We start from the raw sequence: 18,105 nt of genomic DNA on the forward strand, positions 1-18,105 counted from the left end.
CCAGCTCCACCACCTCACCCTGACTTAGGAATTACATTGACCACGAATGGTTCTCGAACCACAGTTCTGACCAACATCGGAACCCTCGTCACCAATGACCCGACTCTGGGTGAGGGCACGCTCGGTGTACGACACGACGCGGCAATCGTCTTCGACGACGGCGTTGTTGCTTGGGTCGGCGATTCCGCCGACGCCCCGGCTGCCGATATCGGTCAGGATATCGGCGGCCGGGCACTCCTGCCCGGCTTCGTGGAGAGCCACTCGCACTTGGTGTTCGGTGGCGAGAGGGCCGAGGAATTCGCGGCTCGGATGGCGGGCGAAAAGTACGCTGCCGGTGGCATCCGCAACACCATCGAAGCGACACGCTCGGCCACCGACGAACAATTACAGACCAATGTTCGACGCCTACTCGACGAATCCCTGCGCTCGGGCAGCACAACCGTCGAATGCAAGACCGGGTACGGGCAGAACACCGAGAGCGAACTACGCAGCGCGATGATCGCCGGGCAGTTCACCGACGAGGTCACACTGCTGGCGGCCCACGTTCCACCACCCGAATATGCCGGTCGCGCCGATGATTACGTCGCCATGGCGTGCGACGAGATGATCCCTGCCTGTGCGCCACACGCGAAATGGATCGACGTCTTCTGCGAGCGCGGTGCGTTCAATCGCGAACAGGCACACGCGGTCCTGAGCGCAGGCGTCGCCGCCGGACTGATCCCCCGCGTCCACGGAAACCAACTCGGCGAAGGACCAGGAGTCCAGCTCGCCGTCGAAATGGGTGCCGCGTCCGTCGACCACGTCACCTACGTCACCGCCGAGGACATCGACGCCTTGGCTCAGAGTTCCACCGTCGCAACACTGTTACCAGGTGCTGACTTCTCCACCCGCAACAAGTACCCCGACGCCCGCGCACTGCTGGACGCCGGAGTCACCGTAGCTCTCGGCGCCGACTGCAACCCCGGCACCTGCTACACCACCAGCCTTCCGTTCTGTATCGCAATTGCGGTGCGAGACATGCACATGACGCCCGCTGAGGCAGTCTGGGCAGCCACTGCAGGAGGCGCCCGGGCTCTGCAGCGCTCCGACGTCGGAACCCTTTCTCTCGGAACACGTGCCGACGCCATCGCGCTCGATGCACCGTCGTACCTCCACCTCGCCTACCGCCCGGGCGTGCCGCTGGTGCGCGAGGTCTGGAAAAACGGCGAACTCGCCACCAGCTACTGAAATACACTCACCGGGAGGCCGTCGTGGCACATCAGATCGCAGTCGACATCGAACCCACGCCGTGGACGGGGCGCTCCGACGGCACCACCGCCGAGCATTTGCGTTGGCACCATGCCGTGCAACCGTATTCGGTAGACCAGGCGCCCGGCGACTGCGTCCTGATCGGTTTCTCCAGCGACGAAGGCGTCCGGCGCAACAAGGGACGGCGCGGTGCTGCAAACGGCCCGGACGCTTTGCGAGCGGGGTTGGCCTCCATGGCGCTGGCCGAACCGCTGCAGATTCAGGACGCGGGAACCGTTGCCGTGTCGGGTGAAGAGCTCGAGGCCGGTCAAGCCGCACTCGGAAACGCCGTCAGCGCTGCGCTCGATTCGGGACACTTCCCCGTCGTTCTCGGGGGAGGACACGAAATCGCCTACGGCACGTACCTCGGCGTCGCAGGATCCGAGATGCGTACCGCCGGAGCCAAACTCGGAATTCTCAATCTCGACGCGCACTTCGACCTGCGGGGCGACCCGATACCCAGCTCCGGCACACCCTTTCGTCAGATCGCCGAGGACGAAGCATCGGCGGGCACCTCGCATCAGTACAGCGTGATCGGAATCAGCCAGCCGAGCAACACCACTGCCCTGTTCGACACTGCTCACCGCCTTGGCGTTCGCTATCTGCTCGACGAAGAATGCGGAGCGATCGGTCGAGGCGTCGTGGATCAGTTCCTCGCAGACTTCCTCGACGACGTCGATCTGGTCTACCTGACCATCGACCTCGACGTCCTGCCTGCAGCTGTGGCGCCGGGCGTCAGCGCACCTGCGGCCTACGGAGTCAGCCTCGAAACCATCCAGTACGTCTGTGATCGAGTCACGTCCAGTGGCAAGCTCGCGGTTCTCGATGTCGCCGAACTGAACCCGAGCCTCGACGTCGACAATCGCACTGCCCGAACGGCTGCTCGCCTGATCCACCGCATAGTCACGAAGCACGTGCCGATTCAGCGCTAGCCTCGGCGTGCCTCCAACAAATCTACGGGGCTGCCTGAAAACTGATTCCACGAGTTCTGTCCGAGCACTCCAAACTATGTCCTTCGACCTCGCTGGCGGTTGCAGTCAAGACACTGCACAGCCAACCGTCGAACTCCGCTGACCAGGTGTTTCCGGCATGGCTGAGCGACGTGTCGTTCAGGTACCTTTCGGCGACATCCATTGCCACCTCACAATTGATGCCGCCTTGCAGATTGTCGATGGAGGCGATGGCTCCTGTCTGGGGGTACGTGATTGTTCCGCACCCCTCGGATGTGGACGCCGTCGGCAATTGTGAAGGCAAAGTCGACGAATTGCCCGAGCAGTACTCGAAGCCGGGGACGCCACCGACCACGGGAGGCCCGACCGTGCCGTCGTGAATCGAAAAGCCGATCAATCCTCCTGGGTCGCCATTGCCGACTTGACTCGGATCACCGGCGGTGACAAAGATCGATTGGCCTGACTCAGTCTGAATCATCCTTGTCGAATGATCGTTGCCGTAAGCCGATTCGATCTGAGCGACGGTGGAGCCGTCACCAACGCCGCGGTCGGTCAGCGTTCCCGGCGGTGATTCGATGACGGTGACGCCCGCGCTGGTGAGAATTGCCCGTCCGGCGCCCCCAGGCATCGTGAACGGGACCACCGTGCAACTCGAGAATTGAGCAACCGCTCCGGCTTGATCTCCCAAGGACGACAATACTTCTGCTTGTGTCATACCGAGCGTGAGCGGACCGAATTTCTCTGAACTTGCTTCTGCCACCGCCGATACACTCACGGGACTACTCGAAACAACAGTGCTCGGTTCAGACGCCGGCGATGACGTTTCGTCTGTGCTGTCGCGACTGTCGGATGAACAGGCACCGAGCGAGAACACCAGGCACACGCCGGCCACTACAACCCTGGTTGTAGTGGCTGCGTCGTTCCGAACTCGTCCAACGGGTGTGCGCGGTCGGCTTCTCGGCATGTGGAAATCCTTGGTCTGAACGGCTCCCCGCGAGGCCGAGGCACGCCTGACTTCGCGACGTTACCCCGGCCCGCGTCCTACCGATATCGTCTGTTCGACCGACGACGAGAACAACACCGGGCCTTCGATCATGGCACCAGGGAGTTCTCCTGCAGCCAGTCCTGAGCGATGTCACTCATGTCGTCGAGGTCAGCGACGCGCTGGTTCATCTCGATGAGGTCCTCGGTGGTCAGCGCCGCCGAAACCCCCGCGAGCACGGAGCGGACGTCATCGCGAGCCTTCAATTCGTTGATGATCGGCGTGATGTTCTCGGCCAGAAAGAGGTGCTTCGTGTCCTCGAGCGCGACCAAGTTTTCCGAGCGCATCGCAGGATCGGTACTGAAGACATCGGCTACCTGTATCTGCCCGCTCAGAAGCGCGTTGAGTGTCAGGGGCCCACCTGCATCGAGCGCCAGGAACTCCCGAAAAGTCAGGCCGTATTTGGTCTTCAACCCCGCAACGCCGTTTTCACGCGTCTTCCATTCCGGGGGTCCGCCGAGCGTCAACTCGTCGGCATACTGCACCAGATCCTCGATGGTCTCCAGCGAATACTTGTCCGCTGTCTCCTGTTTGACGGCAAGTACGTCCTTGTCCTCTGCGGGTGACGGCTCGAGAGCTACCAGGCCCTTGGGCAATTTTGCATCGATTTCAGCGGACACTTCATCTGACGCCGTCGCCGTTGTCTTACTGTCCAGATATTGCAACAAGGCGCCGGAATACTCGGGAATCAGATCGATGGAACCGTCGCGCAATGCCGGTACGTAGAGTTCTCGACTACCGATGTTCAACTTCTCGGTAACGTCGATACCGTTGGCACGAAGCGCTTCGGCGTAAATGGTCGCAATCAGTTGACTCTCGGGAAAGTCGGCGGATCCGATCACTATGGCGCCCTCAGCACTACCACCGCCGTCCGCAGCCAAGGGGTCCTTGCCGATTCCGCAGCCGGACAACGCAACCGCTGTCACACCGACCAACGCGGCGATCAATACCTTCTTCATCTCGAATGTCCTCAGATCGGTGCGGGCGCAGGCACAGCAGTGCGCTGTGATGGGGCGGCGGTCTTCTCTGTCTTCTTCTTCCGATCGCGCCTGGTGATGCCGGGCGAAACGACTCGCGCGGTCAGTGCACCGATTCCGAGATCGAAGACCAGGGCGATCAGCGATACCAATACGGCTCCAGCCGCCATCTGGCCGTAGTCGCTCTGGGCCTTTCCGTCGATCAGCAACCGGCCGAGTCCACCCAACGAGATGTACGCGGCGACAGTCGCGGTGGAGACGATCTGAAGAACAGCACTTCTGATGCCGGACAACATGAGTGGCAGGGCGCACGGAATTTCGACCTCGGTCAAGATCCGCATCGACCGAAATCCCATCCCACGCGCGGCATCGACTGCAGCCTGATCGACCGCTCGCACACCAGCATACGTATTGGTGAGAATGGGAGGGATCGCGAGAAGTACCAGGACGATGAGACTGGGAATCAGGTACGCGAGTTTGTTCGGAAAGGAGGGCGCGATGATGAGAACCAGCAGGATCAGCAGACCGATGGTCGGCAGCGCTCGCAGCGAGTTTGCCAGTCCAGCAACCACAACGGATCCCCGTCCGGTGTGTCCGATGTAGAGACCGAGCGGGATCGCGATGACCGCAGCCACCGCCAGCGCAGCGAATGTATACATCAGATGTTGCACGAGAAGGGTGGGGATGCCGTCCGGCCCGGTCCAGTGGGATCCGTCGAGAAGGTAGTTGATCATGATGTAGTCACTTTCGGGGTCCACGGCGTCAGCAACCGATTCGCCAACATGATGAGGAGATCAAGGATCAACGCCAGCACCAGGCACAGAGCGATACCCGCGATGATGGGCGTGTAGAAGCGCAACTGAAATCCCTGAGTGAACAACGAACCAATCTGCGGGATCCCCAGAAGTGCGCCGAGTGAGACAAGGCTGACGTTCGAGACGACTGCTACGCGCAAACCCGCGCAGATCACCGGAACTCCAACCGGCAACTGCACTTTCAACAGCGTCTGGTATGGCCGGTAGCCCATCGCCGTTGCCGCCAGAACCGTTTCCGGCGGAACCGAATCGAGCGCATCGGCCACTACCCGTACGAGCAGGGCAACGGTGTACACAGTGAGCGCCACGATGATGTTCATCGGATCGAGAATCTTGGTACCGAGAATCGGAGGCAGGAGGACGAACAGCGCGAGCGAAGGGATCGTGTAGAGCAATCCAGCCGTGCCCACCACGTAGGGATGCAATCGGCGACTGCGATAGGCGACCCAGCCGATCGGCAAGGCGACCACCAAGCCGATCACCAAGGGAATCAACGACAGAAGAATGTGCCAACCCACCAGGTCCATGATCCGATCGGACTGGCGTCCGAGCCATTCGAAGTTCATCGGAGTGCCCTCCCCGCCTCGGCCAGGTCGGCGGCTTCGATGGCTTCCACCGCAGCGTGCGCGGTGACGGTTCCCACCAGCCGCCCGGCATCGTCCACAACAACGCCACGCTTGCTCGGCGCTGACAGCGCCGCGTCCAGCAAAGCGCGCATCGTGCCCTTGGAATCTGCAAGTGTTCCACTGAGATTCAAGTCGTCCGGGCGAATTCGATCCGTGAGTGCGTCCGGCTTCACCCACCCGAGCGGCTTGTTCGCGGGGTCCACTACCAAGAGCCACGTATCGCCTGTGAGTGCGCGGGCCGCCGCAGCGGAATCGCCCAGATGTGCGACGGGTTCTGAAACTGTCGGCAGCTCGCCGTCCAAAGTCGTGAATCCCAACGATCGGTACCCACGATCCCGCCCGACGAAATCGGCTACAAATTCGTCGGCAGGTTGAGTCAGCAACTCGAGGGGTGTCGCCGCCTGCGCAAGAATGCCTCCGGTACGCAGAACCACCACTTGGTCCCCGAGTTTCAGGGCTTCGTCGATGTCGTGGGTGACGATGATGATCGTTTTTCCTATCTCCTTTTGCAGGCGGAGAAACTCGTCTTGCAGTTGGCCACGGACGACCGGATCCACGGCGCTGAACGGTTCGTCCATCAGCATGAATGACGGGTCCGCGGCCAACGCTCGCGCGACACCGACTCGCTGTTGTTGTCCACCGGAGAGCTGCCACGGATAGCGGTCGGCAAAGTTGGTTGTCAGACCAACCGTTTCGAGCAGTTCCATAGCGCGAGTTCGAGATTCCTTTTTACTCGCGCCGAGCAATCGAGGCATCGTCGCAATGTTGTCGACGATGGTGCGATGGGGAAAGAGACCCGCGTGCTGGATCACGTACCCGATGCGTCGACGCAGGAGAGCCGGATCCATTCCCGCTGCTGACTCACCGTCAAGCGAAATCGTGCCTGACGTCGGTTCGATCAGCCTGTTGATCATGCGGAGTGAGGTCGTCTTGCCGCAGCCGGAAGGACCCACCAATGCGGTGATCTTTCCCGTCGGGCACTCCAGATCGAGAGCATCGACGGCAATGGTTCCGTCTGGATACGCCTTGGTGACCTTGTCGAATTTGATCATTTACGAACTACTTTCGTGTCGACCTGAGTCCGGACGCACCCAGGAGAAATGGTCGAGTTCTGTTCGAGCACACACCTACTTGTGATTCGGTCCACCTGCTCACTGGTCGAGCGGTTGAGAAAGAAAGTTCACGGCAGCACTCAGATCTGCACTGAGTGGCCGGTCTTCGGTCCTCGCATCCAGCACCAAACGCGCACGCGCGAGGTACGCACCAAGCTCGGTCGCCGGATCCAGCTCACGCTGTTGTTGCGAGAGTGCGCGAACTGCCGAGATCAGTTCGCACGCCAGCACCAATCGAGACTGGGCAAGAATGTCCGCCAATTGGGTTGCAGCTTGGGATGCAAAACTTGCGTGATCCTCGGTTCCGCGCGAAATTACCGTGTGGCCCAACGACCCCGGTGCCGCCGACGAGCGGATCTCGGCAATGGCAGCAGAAGTCGTGTATTCGAGAAGCATGGTTCCACTGCTGCCTTCGGGACCGTCGGCAAGGAACGCGCGCAGGCCGGTGACTGCAGGATCGGAGAGGTTGGCGAGCCGACATTGCGAGAGCAGGGCTGCACTGGCGACCGCCAACTTCGCCTCGTCTACTGCGAGCGCGATCGGCATCGCGTGGAAATTCCCGTTGTGGAACACCATGTCGTCTTCGACCGACACCAGCGGATTCTCCGAAGCCGAATTCATCTCGATGGTCAGCGTGTTCTGCAGTCGATGCACCGCTTGCCAGGTGGCACCCAAGATTTGCGGTAGGGCGCGAAACCCGAACGAGTCCTGAACCCTCACAGGTGTGATGTCGTGTGGTGCCAGCAGATCGCGAACCCGCTCTGCGACTTCCGCTTGACCGAAGTGCATTCTTGCCGACTGCACCTGTGCAGCAAACGGTTCGACAGAACTCCGAGACCCGAGCACGGAAAGGACGCTGACAATCAAGCAGTGCTGAAGCCACCCCGCAACTTCGATACTGGTGTCGCCGGCGATCGCCACCGTCATCGCGTTGGTGGAGATGAACGGAAGTGCATCACCGTGGTGCGGAGTCCAACTGACTCCGCTGCGTCCGTCGCGAAGCGGGCTCTCACCGATCAGCCCCATTGCGATTTCGGAGAAGGCACTCAGGTCACCCGTTCCGATCGCGCCGCGTGCGTGCACTGTCGGCAGGTTCTGCGAAGCAACAGCAGCAACCAAACCGCCGATGATGTCGGGATGCATACCTGAGCCGCCGTTGAGGATCTGATTGGTGCGGATGACGATCGCGGCGCGCACCACCCGGTCGGGGAGCCTGGGGCCCGATCCCGTCGCGTGACTTCTCAGAAGCCTCAGATCCTGCTGCACACCGTCGGAGACGGATGTTTCGCGATTCCCGCCTACCCCGGTAGTGCGCCCGTACACCGCCTGACGAGAGGAAACCCGAACCGCGGTCTCCCATGACCGCCGAGTGAGCTCGAGCGCGGCATCGGCAGGTCTGATAAAGGCCGGCTCTCGAGCAATTTCATTCACCCGATGAACCGAGAGCCCCCTCCCGTCGAGCAGGACACTGTTGTCTCCCGTCTGGTCTTCCGCAGGAAGACGTTCAGTCATCAGAACTCCATCGATCGAAGGACTCGGCCACCGCGGGCGTGCATCACATCATCTACGCAATGTGCCTTGGGTCACTTTTGATGAATGTATAGTCCTGTATATACAGCCACCTGTCAATAGGGACACTGCAGCTCATCCGCGTGCACACACCGTGCGTCACCTCAGTAGGAGTGAGCAACTGAACACAAATCGTCGCTATTCGAGGACCGGTGTCGCAGATCCTCGACGCGCCTCCAGCGCATCGAGGATGAGATCGAGACCGTGGGCGAACTCACTCGTGTGGTCGTAAGCCGGACTCAGACCGTGATCGACGATCATCTCGTGAAGGAAGGGCAACTCTTCAGCCGGAAGGCGCTCGAGGATGTCACTCGCAACTTCTTCGACGCCGCCGGGCCCGCCGATCGGTAGATTCGCCTCCTGGAGAACATATCCGCCGATGTAGCTGTCGATCAGCGAGACTCCGTGAGCGGCCATCGGCACCGTGAACCCGGCCTTCCGGAGAACTCCGAGCACAGCGTCGAGGTGACGCAGCGTCGCCGGGCCAGGGTTGCGTCGCGAATCCAGCAGCCCGAGAGCCCAACGGTGCTGCGACAGGACTCTGCGAGCGGAAGACGCGCGTCCACGAATTGCATCTCGCCAATCCGCACACTCGCTGTCGGGTAGGTCGATCGCCTCGAACACCGCGTCGACGACGCCGTCCAGAATCGCGTCCTTGTTCGGCACGTGGTGATAGAGCGACATCGCCTCGATGCCCAATTCCTGGGCCACCCGTCGCATCGTGATGGCCTCGACGCCACCCGCGTCGGCAACGCGGATCGCACCCTCGAGCACGCGAGCCCTGTTCAGCGGCTGCCGCTGCTGTCGTGACACACAGACCCCCTCCGAGGAACGAATACGTTGACAACCTTACAGGCGTAAGTCATCCTTACAGCTGTAAGCCTGCCTTACGCCCGTAAGGCTCTCGCGAAGGGAGATCACAATGCCGATGCCGAGATGGTGGGGACACGTCAACAAGCGAGTGTTCAATCCTCGTGCAATCTCGAGCGGGAAGTGGCCGGTGCTGACGCACGTCGGGCGCACGTCCGGCGCAACGTATCGCACGCCTCTCGACGCCCATCCGGTCGACGGTGGCTACGTCTTCATCCTGGTGTACGGATCGGACTCGGACTGGGTACAGAATGTCCTGAAAGCGGGAAGCGCTCGACTGTCGGTCGACGAGACGGAGGTGAGCCTAAGCGCCCCGCGTCTCGTCGCGAAAGACGAAGCATTTCAAGCACTTTCCTCAGACGTATCCCAACCCCCGAGACTGCTCCGCATCACCGAGTACCTCCGCATGGATGTCACAGAAACTCGAGCCTGACGATAAGGAAACTCACCAGAGTCGACTCACACGACCCCTACGGGCTTGTCGCCGACTATCGAGATTCGGTCCATCACGCGTCTCGCGGGGAAGTAGTCGCTGGCAGCATAGTGCTGGCACGTCCGATTGTCCCAGAAGGCAACGGTATTCGGCTCCCACTTGAGACGGACTTGAAACTCCGGACGGTTGACGTGGCGGTACAACATCGCGAGGAGTTCGTTCGACTCCTCTTCTGACACACCGAGGATCCGTTGAGTGAATGTCATGTTGACGAACAACACCCGCCTGCCGCTTTCGGGAATGACCCGAACCACCGGATGTTGCACAGCGGGGAACTTCGGACGCAACATCTCGACCGCATCCGCCGGCATCGACCTACCGAACGAATTGATCCAATCATGTTCTGCAACAAGTGGGTCGATACGCTTCTTGATGCCTTCCGGGAGTAGGTCGTAGGCGGCTGCAGTATCCGCCCACAACGTGTCACCACCTACCTCGGGCACCTCGACTGCACGAAGCACTGCTGCGAACGACGGAAACTCGTGCCACGTGACGTCGTTGTGCCAGTTGTTCTCGACTCCGCCGACCATCGCATCCTTGGCCAGTGTCGTGACATCGACGTCCGTCTGCCCGGGTTGCGTGTACTTGAAGAACGGATGCTGCTCGAGATCGCCCCAACGCTCGGCAAAAGCTCGATGATCCGCTCGGCCGAGGTCCTGATCTCGGAAGAAGAGGACTTTCCATTCGAGGAGGGCCCGGCGAAGTTCCGCAATCACGGAATCGGACAGGTCCCCACTGAGTCGAATACCGGAGATTTCCGCTCCGATCGTCGGAGTGACCGCCTTGACCACAAAGTGTTCGTACGGCGCCGGGGTAACCGACTCTGGATTCCGGCGAGCAACGAGTGGACCGTAGGCCGCAAGCGGATCGGTGGGAATCGGAAAGATAGTTGCCGCAGGAAAAAGGGTAGCCATCAGGGCACTTCCTCGAAATCGACGATGTCGCAACGGACAGAATCCAGGTTAAGGTTATGTCCTTAACGTGTCAACGATCACGTTCTTCATTCGAACCTTGACCCTGACGCCGCGTCAGGGTTGGAGAATGGTTTCCACAGACGGAAACCGCTTCGATCACGGGAGGGCAGAACGATGATGACCATCGGCGAGCTGGCCAATTTGGCCGGCACCACAGTCAGATCCGTGCGCTACTACCACTCGAACGGGCTTCTCGAGGAACCACAACGCCAACCCAACGGCTACCGCATGTACCGGGCGGTGGACCTGGCACGACTGAGCCGGATCCGTCGTCTGCGCGATCTGGGGATCCCCGTCGCCAAGATCGCCGAACTCCTGGACGGCGATGCTCACGACACTCGGTCCGCGCTCGACGCCCTCGACAAGGAATTGGCAACCAAGGCCGAACAGATCGCTGTTCAACGTGCCCACATCGAGTCACTACGACGCAACGCCGATCCCGAACTACCCGATGCGTTTTCAGAAGTGCTCGCACAGTACGTCGTGGCCGGAGCACCGACAGCATGGATCGACAACGAGCGCGAACTTCTGATCCTCGCGCTCACGGTCTCCGGGGGCGATCCCGAGGTCTGCGATTCACTCCTGAGCGCACATCACCGAGCGTTGGCCGAGCCGAACCGCGAGCAGGCAATCGAATTGATCACTCGCATGGACGCCCTCGCCGACGCCCCGGCGGACGCGGACACGATTGCGGCCCTTGCCATTCAGTTCTGCGACTTCACCGAGAGCGTGTTACCTGAACAGGCTGCACCGGAGAGTGCTTCACCGACTCGTCTGGTAGCGGTACTGCGCGAACACCAAGCGGATCGACGAACCGCCACCCAGGAAAGATTCGCGAAGGCAGTGGCGGCCGAGTTCGCCGCCCGCCAATCTCGACCCTGAAACCCCTCATAAACCCCCACATTCGAAGTGGGGTGATCAACGCTGCCCGAATCGGGCTCGACACAAGGACACGACAATGACTGGATCCATCATGCCCAGAACACGCATGCCTCGACCGCGAAAATGGCTGGCTTTCACAGTCGCCGCTGCCGCACTCGCCGTACCCGCCTTGGCTGCATGTTCGGAACCTACTGCCCCGCAGACAGATCCACAACCAAATCTCAGCGCGTTCTACGACCAGGATGTCGAATGGGGACCATGCGCCACAGACACCGGAACGTCAACGGCAAGTGACTGCGCCATGGTCACAGTGCCTTTGGACTATTCTGCCCCTGACGGGAAGACAATCGAAGTGGCGATCTCGCGGGTCGCGTCCACGGACCCAGCGCAGCAACGCGGGATCCTGCTCACCAACCCTGGCGGCCCGGGTGGCCGCGGTCTGGGCTTGCCCGAGATTCTGAATGCGGGCATGACACCGGAGGTCGCGGCGGCGTACGACGTCATCGGCATGGACACCCGGGGACTCGGCAAGAGCACGCCGATCGACTGCGGCGTCGAGCAGATGTCATGGATGCGTTCACCGGGTACCACGGACGAAGGGTGGAACGAGAGTGTCGCGCTCGCACGTGAAGCCGCTGACAAATGCTGGGACAAGTACCCGGACTATCTGCCGCACATCAATACTCAGAATATCGCCCGCGATCTCGACGTGATTCGCGGCGCCCTCGACCAGGAGAAGGCGTCGTACTTCGGGTGGTCGTACGGCACCTATCTTGGTGCGACCTACGCTCAGATGTTCCCCGACAGGATCGATCGTGTGGTTCTCGACAGTGCACCGGACCCGAAGAAGTACGGATACGAGATGTTCCAGGACATGGGCCCGGCCAACGAGAAGGCGATCGACGGATTCTCGCAGTGGGCAGCGGAACGCAACTCCACCTATGCGCTCGGATCGACGCCCGCCGACGTTCGCGCCCTCATCGAGAAGCTGATCTCGGACGCAGCCACCACTCCGATTCGGATCGGTGACTACGCCGTCGACGATCATGTCCTTCCATTCCTGATGTACGTCAACGGAACCGGGGACACCGAGAAGGAAAGTGAGGCATTCGCACAGGTATTGGTCCAGTTGCGCGATCTCGCGTCCGGCAAGACCGTCGAGAACATCCATCCCCAGCTGACGGGTCTGATGCAGGCGTGGTTCCAGACCGAACTGGGTACCGGCCCCGACTATGCCGGAACAATCGCCATCGTCTGCGGCGACGTATCGATGCCGAGTGATCCCCAGTGGTATCGCAACAAGTTGGAAGAGCACCGTGATGATCAGCCGATCTTTGCCGGCACCCACAACACGATCATGCCGTGCGCGTTCTGGCGCAGTGAGCCCCCGACGCGGATCGACATCGACAACACCGTTCCGACATTGCAGATCCAGGCAACCGGTGACACCCGCACGACGTACGAGGAAGGACTTGGTATGCACGAGGCCATGAAAGGTTCACGGCTGGTGACAGTTCCAGGTCGTACCCATGCGGTGTTCCCCAGCTATGCGAACACTTGCGCTAACGCCGCAGTCAACTCGTATCTGCTCGACGGCTCACTGCCGGCAGAAGACGTGGTGTGCGAATCGTGACGAATTCCGGCGATCACGTCGCCGGAGCACCTGCATGATCTGATGCGCGATTGCCCCTCGACAATCGCGCATCAGGCAGACAGAATAGTTCGGTGAGTCCCATTCATCGGGCCGATGGCGAAATTTCCGCAATTGGTCGATCCACCGCGATCTTGAAGACATTTCGTGACAGCTCAGGCGTTCTCAGCGCCGCAGCGCTGGTTCGTAGAACGGGTATGGCAAAAACAACGGTGTATCGAATGGTCGACGATCTCGTCCGAGTTGGGTTGCTCGAACGGCAAGGAACCAACTACCGCCTCGGCCTCCTTTTGTTCGAGATCGGTGAATCTGTTCCACGGCAGCGAAACCTCCGCGAAGCAGCGCGACGACACCTCTCGGCATTGCGTGAAGCAACCGGACACAACGTGGGCCTCGCTGTGCTGGACGGTTTCGACGTCGTCTACCTGGATGTCTTCCGAGGTGACGACGGACCACGCCTTCCGCAACAGATCGGCGGTCGCTGGCCTGCACACGCAAGTTGTTCAGGCAAAGCAGTATTGGCGTTCACAGACTCCGCCGACTTCGCGATGCCCACTCTCCTCGAAGCACACACCGAGAACACCATCACTGATCCCGAACTCTTCCACCGAGAACTGGATCGTGTTCGCAAGCGTGGTGTCGCCTTCGACCGCCAGGAAGCGTTTCCCCGGATCGTCGGCGCCGCAGCGCCCATATTCGGCCCCGACGAAGACGTCCTCGGCGCTATCTCCATTTCCGGCATGGCCGGCCGAATCAATCTGACCCGTATCGACGCGGCGGTGCGGACGACGGCAATCGCCATCTCACGAGATCTCTCGAGTGCCCAGTCCGTCGTCCGCCCTGTTCTACAACGACGCTGACGCCGTCAACCCCGCCCGACGTACGGCATTCGGTTGGCCATGATCGTCAGAGTCGGGACATTCACGTCGAGTGGTAGATCGATCAGTCGCACAACGGTGTCCGCCACATGACGAGGATCGAATGTCGGCTCCGGCCTGGTTGTGCCGTCAGCTTGTCGGGCAGAGTGGCCGATTCCCGCAGTCATGTCAGTCGCTGCATTACCGATATCGATTTGACTGCAACAGATGTCGAACTCTCGGCCGTCGAGAGAGATCGACTTCGTCAACCCTGACACACCGTGTTTGGTCGCGGTATATGCGGCACTGTCGGGCCGGGGTGTGTGAGCAGAAAGCGAACCGTTGTTGATGATCCGACCTCCTCCCGGATCCTGAGTTTTCATGATCCGAATCGCTTCACGCGCACAGAGGAATACACCGGTGAGGTTGGCTGCGACTGTCGCGTTCCACGCTTCAGGGTCGATTTCGTCCACACTCCCCGACGGCCCGAATGTCCCAGCGTTGTTGACAAGCACATCGAGTCTGCCGAAACGTTCCGACACGAACGCGAACAACCGGTGAACCGATTCGGCCGAGGACACATCAGCGGGAACTACCACTGCGCGCTCGTGACCCGCACCTGTAGCTTCCAAGCTCGCGCTGTTTCGACCAGCCAGTACGACATGGTGTCCGGCGTCGAGTAGAGCTGTGGCCATTGCGCGGCCGAGACCCGACCCTGCACCGGTCACGACCACGACTCGGCCGGTTCGCTCAGTGATTGTCACCGTGTACCTCCGTTCCACGCCTGCCTACCAAGAAATCGAAATCGACCCCGCGGTCAGCCTGCATCACATGATCTACGAACAGTCGTTGATACCCACTAGTGCTCCTTTGTACGCGTGGCGGCAACGCCTCGAGACGCCTGGCCAGCTCGTCATCGTCGACGAGTACACGCAAAACCCCACGAGCAACGTCCAACTCGATCAAATCACCATCCTGAACGGCGGCGAGGGGTCCACCCGCTTCCGCTTCGGGTGCAACGTGCAAAACGACTGTGCCGAAGGCGGTTCCACTCATTCGTGCATCAGAGATCCTGACCATGTCTCGCACGCCCTGCTCTAGCAGCCTTCGAGGGAGTGGCAGATTACCTACTTCTGGCATACCCGGAAACCCCTTCGGCCCCGCGCCGGTGAGGACGATGACGTCGTCGGCCTCGATATCGAGATCCGGCGAGTCTACGCGCGCCGTGAAGTCGTCCATTCCGTGGAACACGACTGCACGCCCCACGTGGCTGAGCAACTTCGGCGATGCCGCAGAAGGCTTGATCACTGCACCATTCGGCGCGAGGTTGCCGGTCAATACAGCTATGCCGGCTTGCTCCAGCAATGGCGCCGTCGTGCTACGAATGACCTCGCGGTCCCACACTATCTCGCCGGAGTTGTTCTCACCGAGCGTCTTTCCGGTAACCGTGGCGGCGTCCAGATGGAGGATATCTCCGAGCTCGGCGATCACCGCAGGTAGTCCGCCGGCGTAGAAGAAATCTTCCATCAAGTAGGTACCCGAGGGCATGAGGTTGACCAGCAGGGGAACGTCACGACTCTGCACACCGAAATCGCTGAGCTCTAGGGGAATTTCCAGCCTTCCGGCGATGGCAAGCAAGTGCACCACAGCGTTGGTGGACCCACCGATGGCCGTGTTCACTTTGATTGCATTCTCGAATGAATTTCGGTCGACGACCGAAGACATCGTGAGATTCTCGCAGACCATCTCCACGATTCGCACGCCGCTGTCGCGTGCAAGTACACGTCGCCGCGAATCCACTGCTGGGATCGCAGCGTTACCGGGAAGCGTGAGGCCCAAAGTCTCGACAATCGACGCCATCGTGGACGCCGTGCCCATCGTGTTGCAGTGCCCCGGTGATCGGGACATCGCCGATTCCGCTGCTCTGAACTCACATTCGCTCATACAACCGGCTCGCACTGCTTCACTCATCTCGAACACCGAGGTTCCAGATCCGACAGTCTGACCTTGATGACGGCCGTTCAACATGGGTCCACCGGATACGACAATGGTGGGGAGGTCGCAGCTGGCTGCACCCATCACAAGTGCTGGAGTGGTTTTGTCGCAACCGCAGAGCAGCACGACACCATCGATCGGGTTGGCTCGAATCGACTCCTCTACGTCCATACTGACGAGGTTGCGATAGAGCATCGTGGTCGGGCGAATGATCGTCTCACCCAGCGACATCACTGGAAACTCGACCGGGAAGCCGCCCGCTTCGATAATGCCCAGACGCACGTGCTCCGCCAGATCCCTGAAGTGAGCATTACAAGGCGTGAGCTCTGAATACGTGTTGCAGATTCCGATAACCGGTCGACCGTCGAACATCCGATCTGGGATGCCCTGATTCTTCATCCAGGATCGGTGGATGAATGCATTGAGGTCATTGCCTCCGAACCAATCCTGCGACCGCAGTGTTCGACTCGTCGGCGTTCTATTCATCGGGACCTCCCAACCCAAGGATTGCCCGCGCTTCCCCGGGTGTTGCAGGCTGCAATCCGAGCCGCTCGACGATACGGACGATGTTCTCCACCAAACGAACATTCTCCGCCGGGTCACCGTTCTGGAGAAACGGATAGTCTTCGATCCCCACGCGCACGTGCCCGCCGAGAACGAGCGCATGGGTCAAGCCGCGCAGTTGATCGGGCCCACTGATACTCACGGAGAAGACGGACTTCTCCGGCAGATATTCCACCATCTGCTGCAGGATCTTCGGAGAGTACGGCATCGCATTCTGAAAGGTTTGATCAAGTCCGAGTACCAGATTGACGAGGTGTGGACCGGGCACTCCGTCGGTCAACGCGCGTATCTCCTGAAGAAGATGCGACGGGCTGAACGCCTCCCATTCAGGTTTGATTCCGAGCTCGCGCATGGACGCCGCCAGTTCTGCGGCACGACTCGGTGGCGTGTCCATCAGTACCTCACCGACCGGCGAGGTCACGTAGGCCGTAATCGCGTCCAGCGTGCACGTGTCTGCACCACCGTGCAGGCCCTGCAGCCTCGCATCCCAGTCCACGACGCGCGTCCCGTCATTGCAGACTCGCACCATGTCACCGTTGACACCACCGCCGGTCGAGTTGTTCACCACGATGTCGCAGCGCTGGCGGACAAGCGCATTCATCTGCCGATAGATTGCGGCATCACAGGTCGCTTGATCGTCTGGTCTTCGAGCATGAAGCGCTGCCACGCTCGCGCCGGCACTGTGGCACCGCGCGACGTCCGCCGCAATCTGCTCGGGCTGGGTCGGAATGAACGGATTGTCAGCAGCAGTGAGGAAGCCACCCGTCGGGGCAACTGTCACGACGACCTTGTTTCGCAGATCGGTCATGCCACAACGCTCGTGTTGTTGGCTGCGGCGAAGAACATGGCTATCGCCGATGCCCCGGGATCCTCGACACCCCGGGCATGTTCGCCGACATAGGACGCACGCCCTCGACGAGCGAGCATGTCGCGAGTCGATTCGGCCCCCACCTTGGCAGCTGTCGCAGCGGCGTCCAATGCGACAGAGGCACTCGACCCGTGAGCTGCCGCATCGATCATGGCGCGGGTCGCCGGGACCATGGCGTCGACCATGGTTTTGTGACCCACCTGAGCATTGCCCAGACGTTGCACCGCGGTTGTCGCCGTGTTCAGAGCAGAAGCAAAGTCTTGTACGGTCACGTCAATTCCAGGGACTGCTCCGATCCGGCCGAACCACAGACCGAGAAGAGGGCCGCTGGTACCCCCGATGTCGAGAAACGCATCCGACGCACGGGCGAACACCCCACCAGGGGTGGTCGGCGGATCAGAACGGAGTCGCTGCACCGCACTTCGCAGACCCGTTCGCAGATTCATTCCGAAATCTCCGTCTCCGACGAGCCTGTCCAAATCTGTCAGGGAATCGAATTGATCTTCGGCGGCGTCGGCGAATCGATCGATCCATGACCGAGTGCCCTCGACGCTCAACATTGTCATCATGAAG

At 60.7% G+C, this 18,105-nt stretch carries 18 protein-coding genes; 6 read left to right on the top strand and 12 right to left on the bottom strand.

The features are described from left to right. Positions 1 to 36: 36 nt before the first annotated feature. The gene (hutI, locus tag ACFT1A_RS09855; protein WP_378446820.1) at positions 37 to 1,227 is read left to right on the top strand and encodes an imidazolonepropionase; all 1,191 of its coding nucleotides are present in this window, start codon (positions 37 to 39) and stop codon (positions 1,225 to 1,227) included. Positions 1,228 to 1,250: 23 nt separating this feature from the next. Next, entirely contained in the window at positions 1,251 to 2,219 is a 969-nt protein-coding gene (gene hutG / locus ACFT1A_RS09860; protein WP_378446821.1) for a formimidoylglutamase, read from the top strand. Between the two features lie 22 nt (positions 2,220 to 2,241). Here hutG and ACFT1A_RS09865 read toward each other — a convergent pair whose 3' ends face one another. The 7 genes from ACFT1A_RS09865 to ACFT1A_RS09895 form a co-directional block, all read right to left on the bottom strand. Then, a complete protein-coding gene (locus tag ACFT1A_RS09865; RefSeq protein ID WP_378446822.1) occupies positions 2,242 to 3,012 on the bottom strand; it encodes a hypothetical protein in 771 nt (256 codons plus the stop codon). A 317-nt stretch (positions 3,013 to 3,329) separates the two neighbouring features. Next, positions 3,330 to 4,238 carry an ABC transporter substrate-binding protein gene (locus ACFT1A_RS09870; protein WP_378446823.1) on the bottom strand — a complete coding sequence of 303 codons (909 nt, stop codon included), beginning with the start codon at positions 4,236 to 4,238 and terminating at the stop codon, positions 3,330 to 3,332. 11 nt (positions 4,239 to 4,249) lie between these two features. Continuing rightward, on the bottom strand, positions 4,250 to 4,990 hold the full coding sequence (locus ACFT1A_RS09875; RefSeq protein ID WP_378446970.1) for an ABC transporter permease: 741 nt from the start codon (positions 4,988 to 4,990) through the stop codon (positions 4,250 to 4,252). After that, positions 4,987 to 5,637: an ABC transporter permease gene (locus ACFT1A_RS09880; protein WP_378446824.1), complete on the bottom strand. Its 651-nt coding sequence runs from the start codon at positions 5,635 to 5,637 to the stop codon at positions 4,987 to 4,989. The genes ACFT1A_RS09875 and ACFT1A_RS09880 overlap by 4 nt, the downstream gene beginning before the upstream one ends. Beyond that, a complete protein-coding gene (locus ACFT1A_RS09885) occupies positions 5,634 to 6,749 on the bottom strand; it encodes an ABC transporter ATP-binding protein (protein ID WP_378446825.1) in 1,116 nt (371 codons plus the stop codon). The genes ACFT1A_RS09880 and ACFT1A_RS09885 overlap by 4 nt, the downstream gene beginning before the upstream one ends. Positions 6,750 to 6,848: 99 nt before the next feature. Then, a complete protein-coding gene (locus ACFT1A_RS09890) occupies positions 6,849 to 8,321 on the bottom strand; it encodes an aromatic amino acid ammonia-lyase (protein WP_378446826.1) in 1,473 nt (490 codons plus the stop codon). Between the two features lie 195 nt (positions 8,322 to 8,516). Beyond that, positions 8,517 to 9,191, bottom strand: a complete 675-nt coding sequence (locus tag ACFT1A_RS09895; protein ID WP_378446827.1) for a TetR/AcrR family transcriptional regulator — start codon at positions 9,189 to 9,191, stop codon at positions 8,517 to 8,519. Between the two features lie 109 nt (positions 9,192 to 9,300). On the opposite strand from ACFT1A_RS09895, the gene ACFT1A_RS09900 reads away from it, so the two are divergent. After that, positions 9,301 to 9,681: a nitroreductase family deazaflavin-dependent oxidoreductase gene (locus ACFT1A_RS09900; protein WP_378446828.1), complete on the top strand. Its 381-nt coding sequence runs from the start codon at positions 9,301 to 9,303 to the stop codon at positions 9,679 to 9,681. Between the two features lie 26 nt (positions 9,682 to 9,707). On the opposite strand, the gene ACFT1A_RS09905 is transcribed toward ACFT1A_RS09900, so the two are convergent. Continuing rightward, the gene (locus ACFT1A_RS09905; protein WP_378446829.1) at positions 9,708 to 10,655 is read right to left on the bottom strand and encodes a TauD/TfdA dioxygenase family protein; all 948 of its coding nucleotides are present in this window, start codon (positions 10,653 to 10,655) and stop codon (positions 9,708 to 9,710) included. 174 nt (positions 10,656 to 10,829) lie between these two features. Here ACFT1A_RS09905 and ACFT1A_RS09910 point away from each other — a divergent pair, with 174 nt between their 5' ends. The 3 genes from ACFT1A_RS09910 to ACFT1A_RS09920 all read left to right on the top strand — a co-directional run bounded on the left by ACFT1A_RS09910 (position 10,830) and on the right by ACFT1A_RS09920 (position 14,108). Further along, a complete protein-coding gene (locus ACFT1A_RS09910; protein WP_378446830.1) occupies positions 10,830 to 11,597 on the top strand; it encodes a MerR family transcriptional regulator in 768 nt (255 codons plus the stop codon). A gap of 76 nt (positions 11,598 to 11,673) precedes the next feature. Then, on the top strand, positions 11,674 to 13,230 hold the full coding sequence (locus ACFT1A_RS09915) for an alpha/beta fold hydrolase (protein ID WP_378446831.1): 1,557 nt from the start codon (positions 11,674 to 11,676) through the stop codon (positions 13,228 to 13,230). Between the two features lie 92 nt (positions 13,231 to 13,322). Next, on the top strand, positions 13,323 to 14,108 hold the full coding sequence (locus ACFT1A_RS09920; RefSeq protein ID WP_378446832.1) for an IclR family transcriptional regulator: 786 nt from the start codon (positions 13,323 to 13,325) through the stop codon (positions 14,106 to 14,108). A 5-nt stretch (positions 14,109 to 14,113) separates the two neighbouring features. Here ACFT1A_RS09920 and ACFT1A_RS09925 read toward each other — a convergent pair whose 3' ends face one another. The 4 genes from ACFT1A_RS09925 to dhaL are packed head-to-tail and all read right to left on the bottom strand — an operon-like array spanning position 14,114 to position 18,101. Further along, the gene (locus tag ACFT1A_RS09925; protein ID WP_378446833.1) at positions 14,114 to 14,869 is read right to left on the bottom strand and encodes an SDR family oxidoreductase; all 756 of its coding nucleotides are present in this window, start codon (positions 14,867 to 14,869) and stop codon (positions 14,114 to 14,116) included. Beyond that, positions 14,856 to 16,586, bottom strand: a complete 1,731-nt coding sequence (locus ACFT1A_RS09930) for an IlvD/Edd family dehydratase (RefSeq protein WP_378446834.1) — start codon at positions 16,584 to 16,586, stop codon at positions 14,856 to 14,858. The genes ACFT1A_RS09925 and ACFT1A_RS09930 overlap by 14 nt, the downstream gene beginning before the upstream one ends. Further along, a complete protein-coding gene (locus ACFT1A_RS09935) occupies positions 16,579 to 17,472 on the bottom strand; it encodes a 3-keto-5-aminohexanoate cleavage protein (protein WP_378446835.1) in 894 nt (297 codons plus the stop codon). The genes ACFT1A_RS09930 and ACFT1A_RS09935 overlap by 8 nt, the downstream gene beginning before the upstream one ends. Further along, positions 17,469 to 18,101 (bottom strand): dihydroxyacetone kinase subunit DhaL, encoded by a 633-nt coding sequence (gene dhaL, locus ACFT1A_RS09940; protein WP_378446836.1) that lies wholly within the window; start codon positions 18,099 to 18,101, stop codon positions 17,469 to 17,471. Before dhaL ends, ACFT1A_RS09935 begins: the two co-directional genes overlap by 4 nt. Positions 18,102 to 18,105 lie beyond the last annotated feature (4 nt).

The organism is Rhodococcus sp. NPDC057135 (assembly GCF_042670865.1).
In the GTDB taxonomy this organism is placed as follows: Bacteria; Actinomycetota; Actinomycetes; order Mycobacteriales; family Mycobacteriaceae; genus Rhodococcus_F.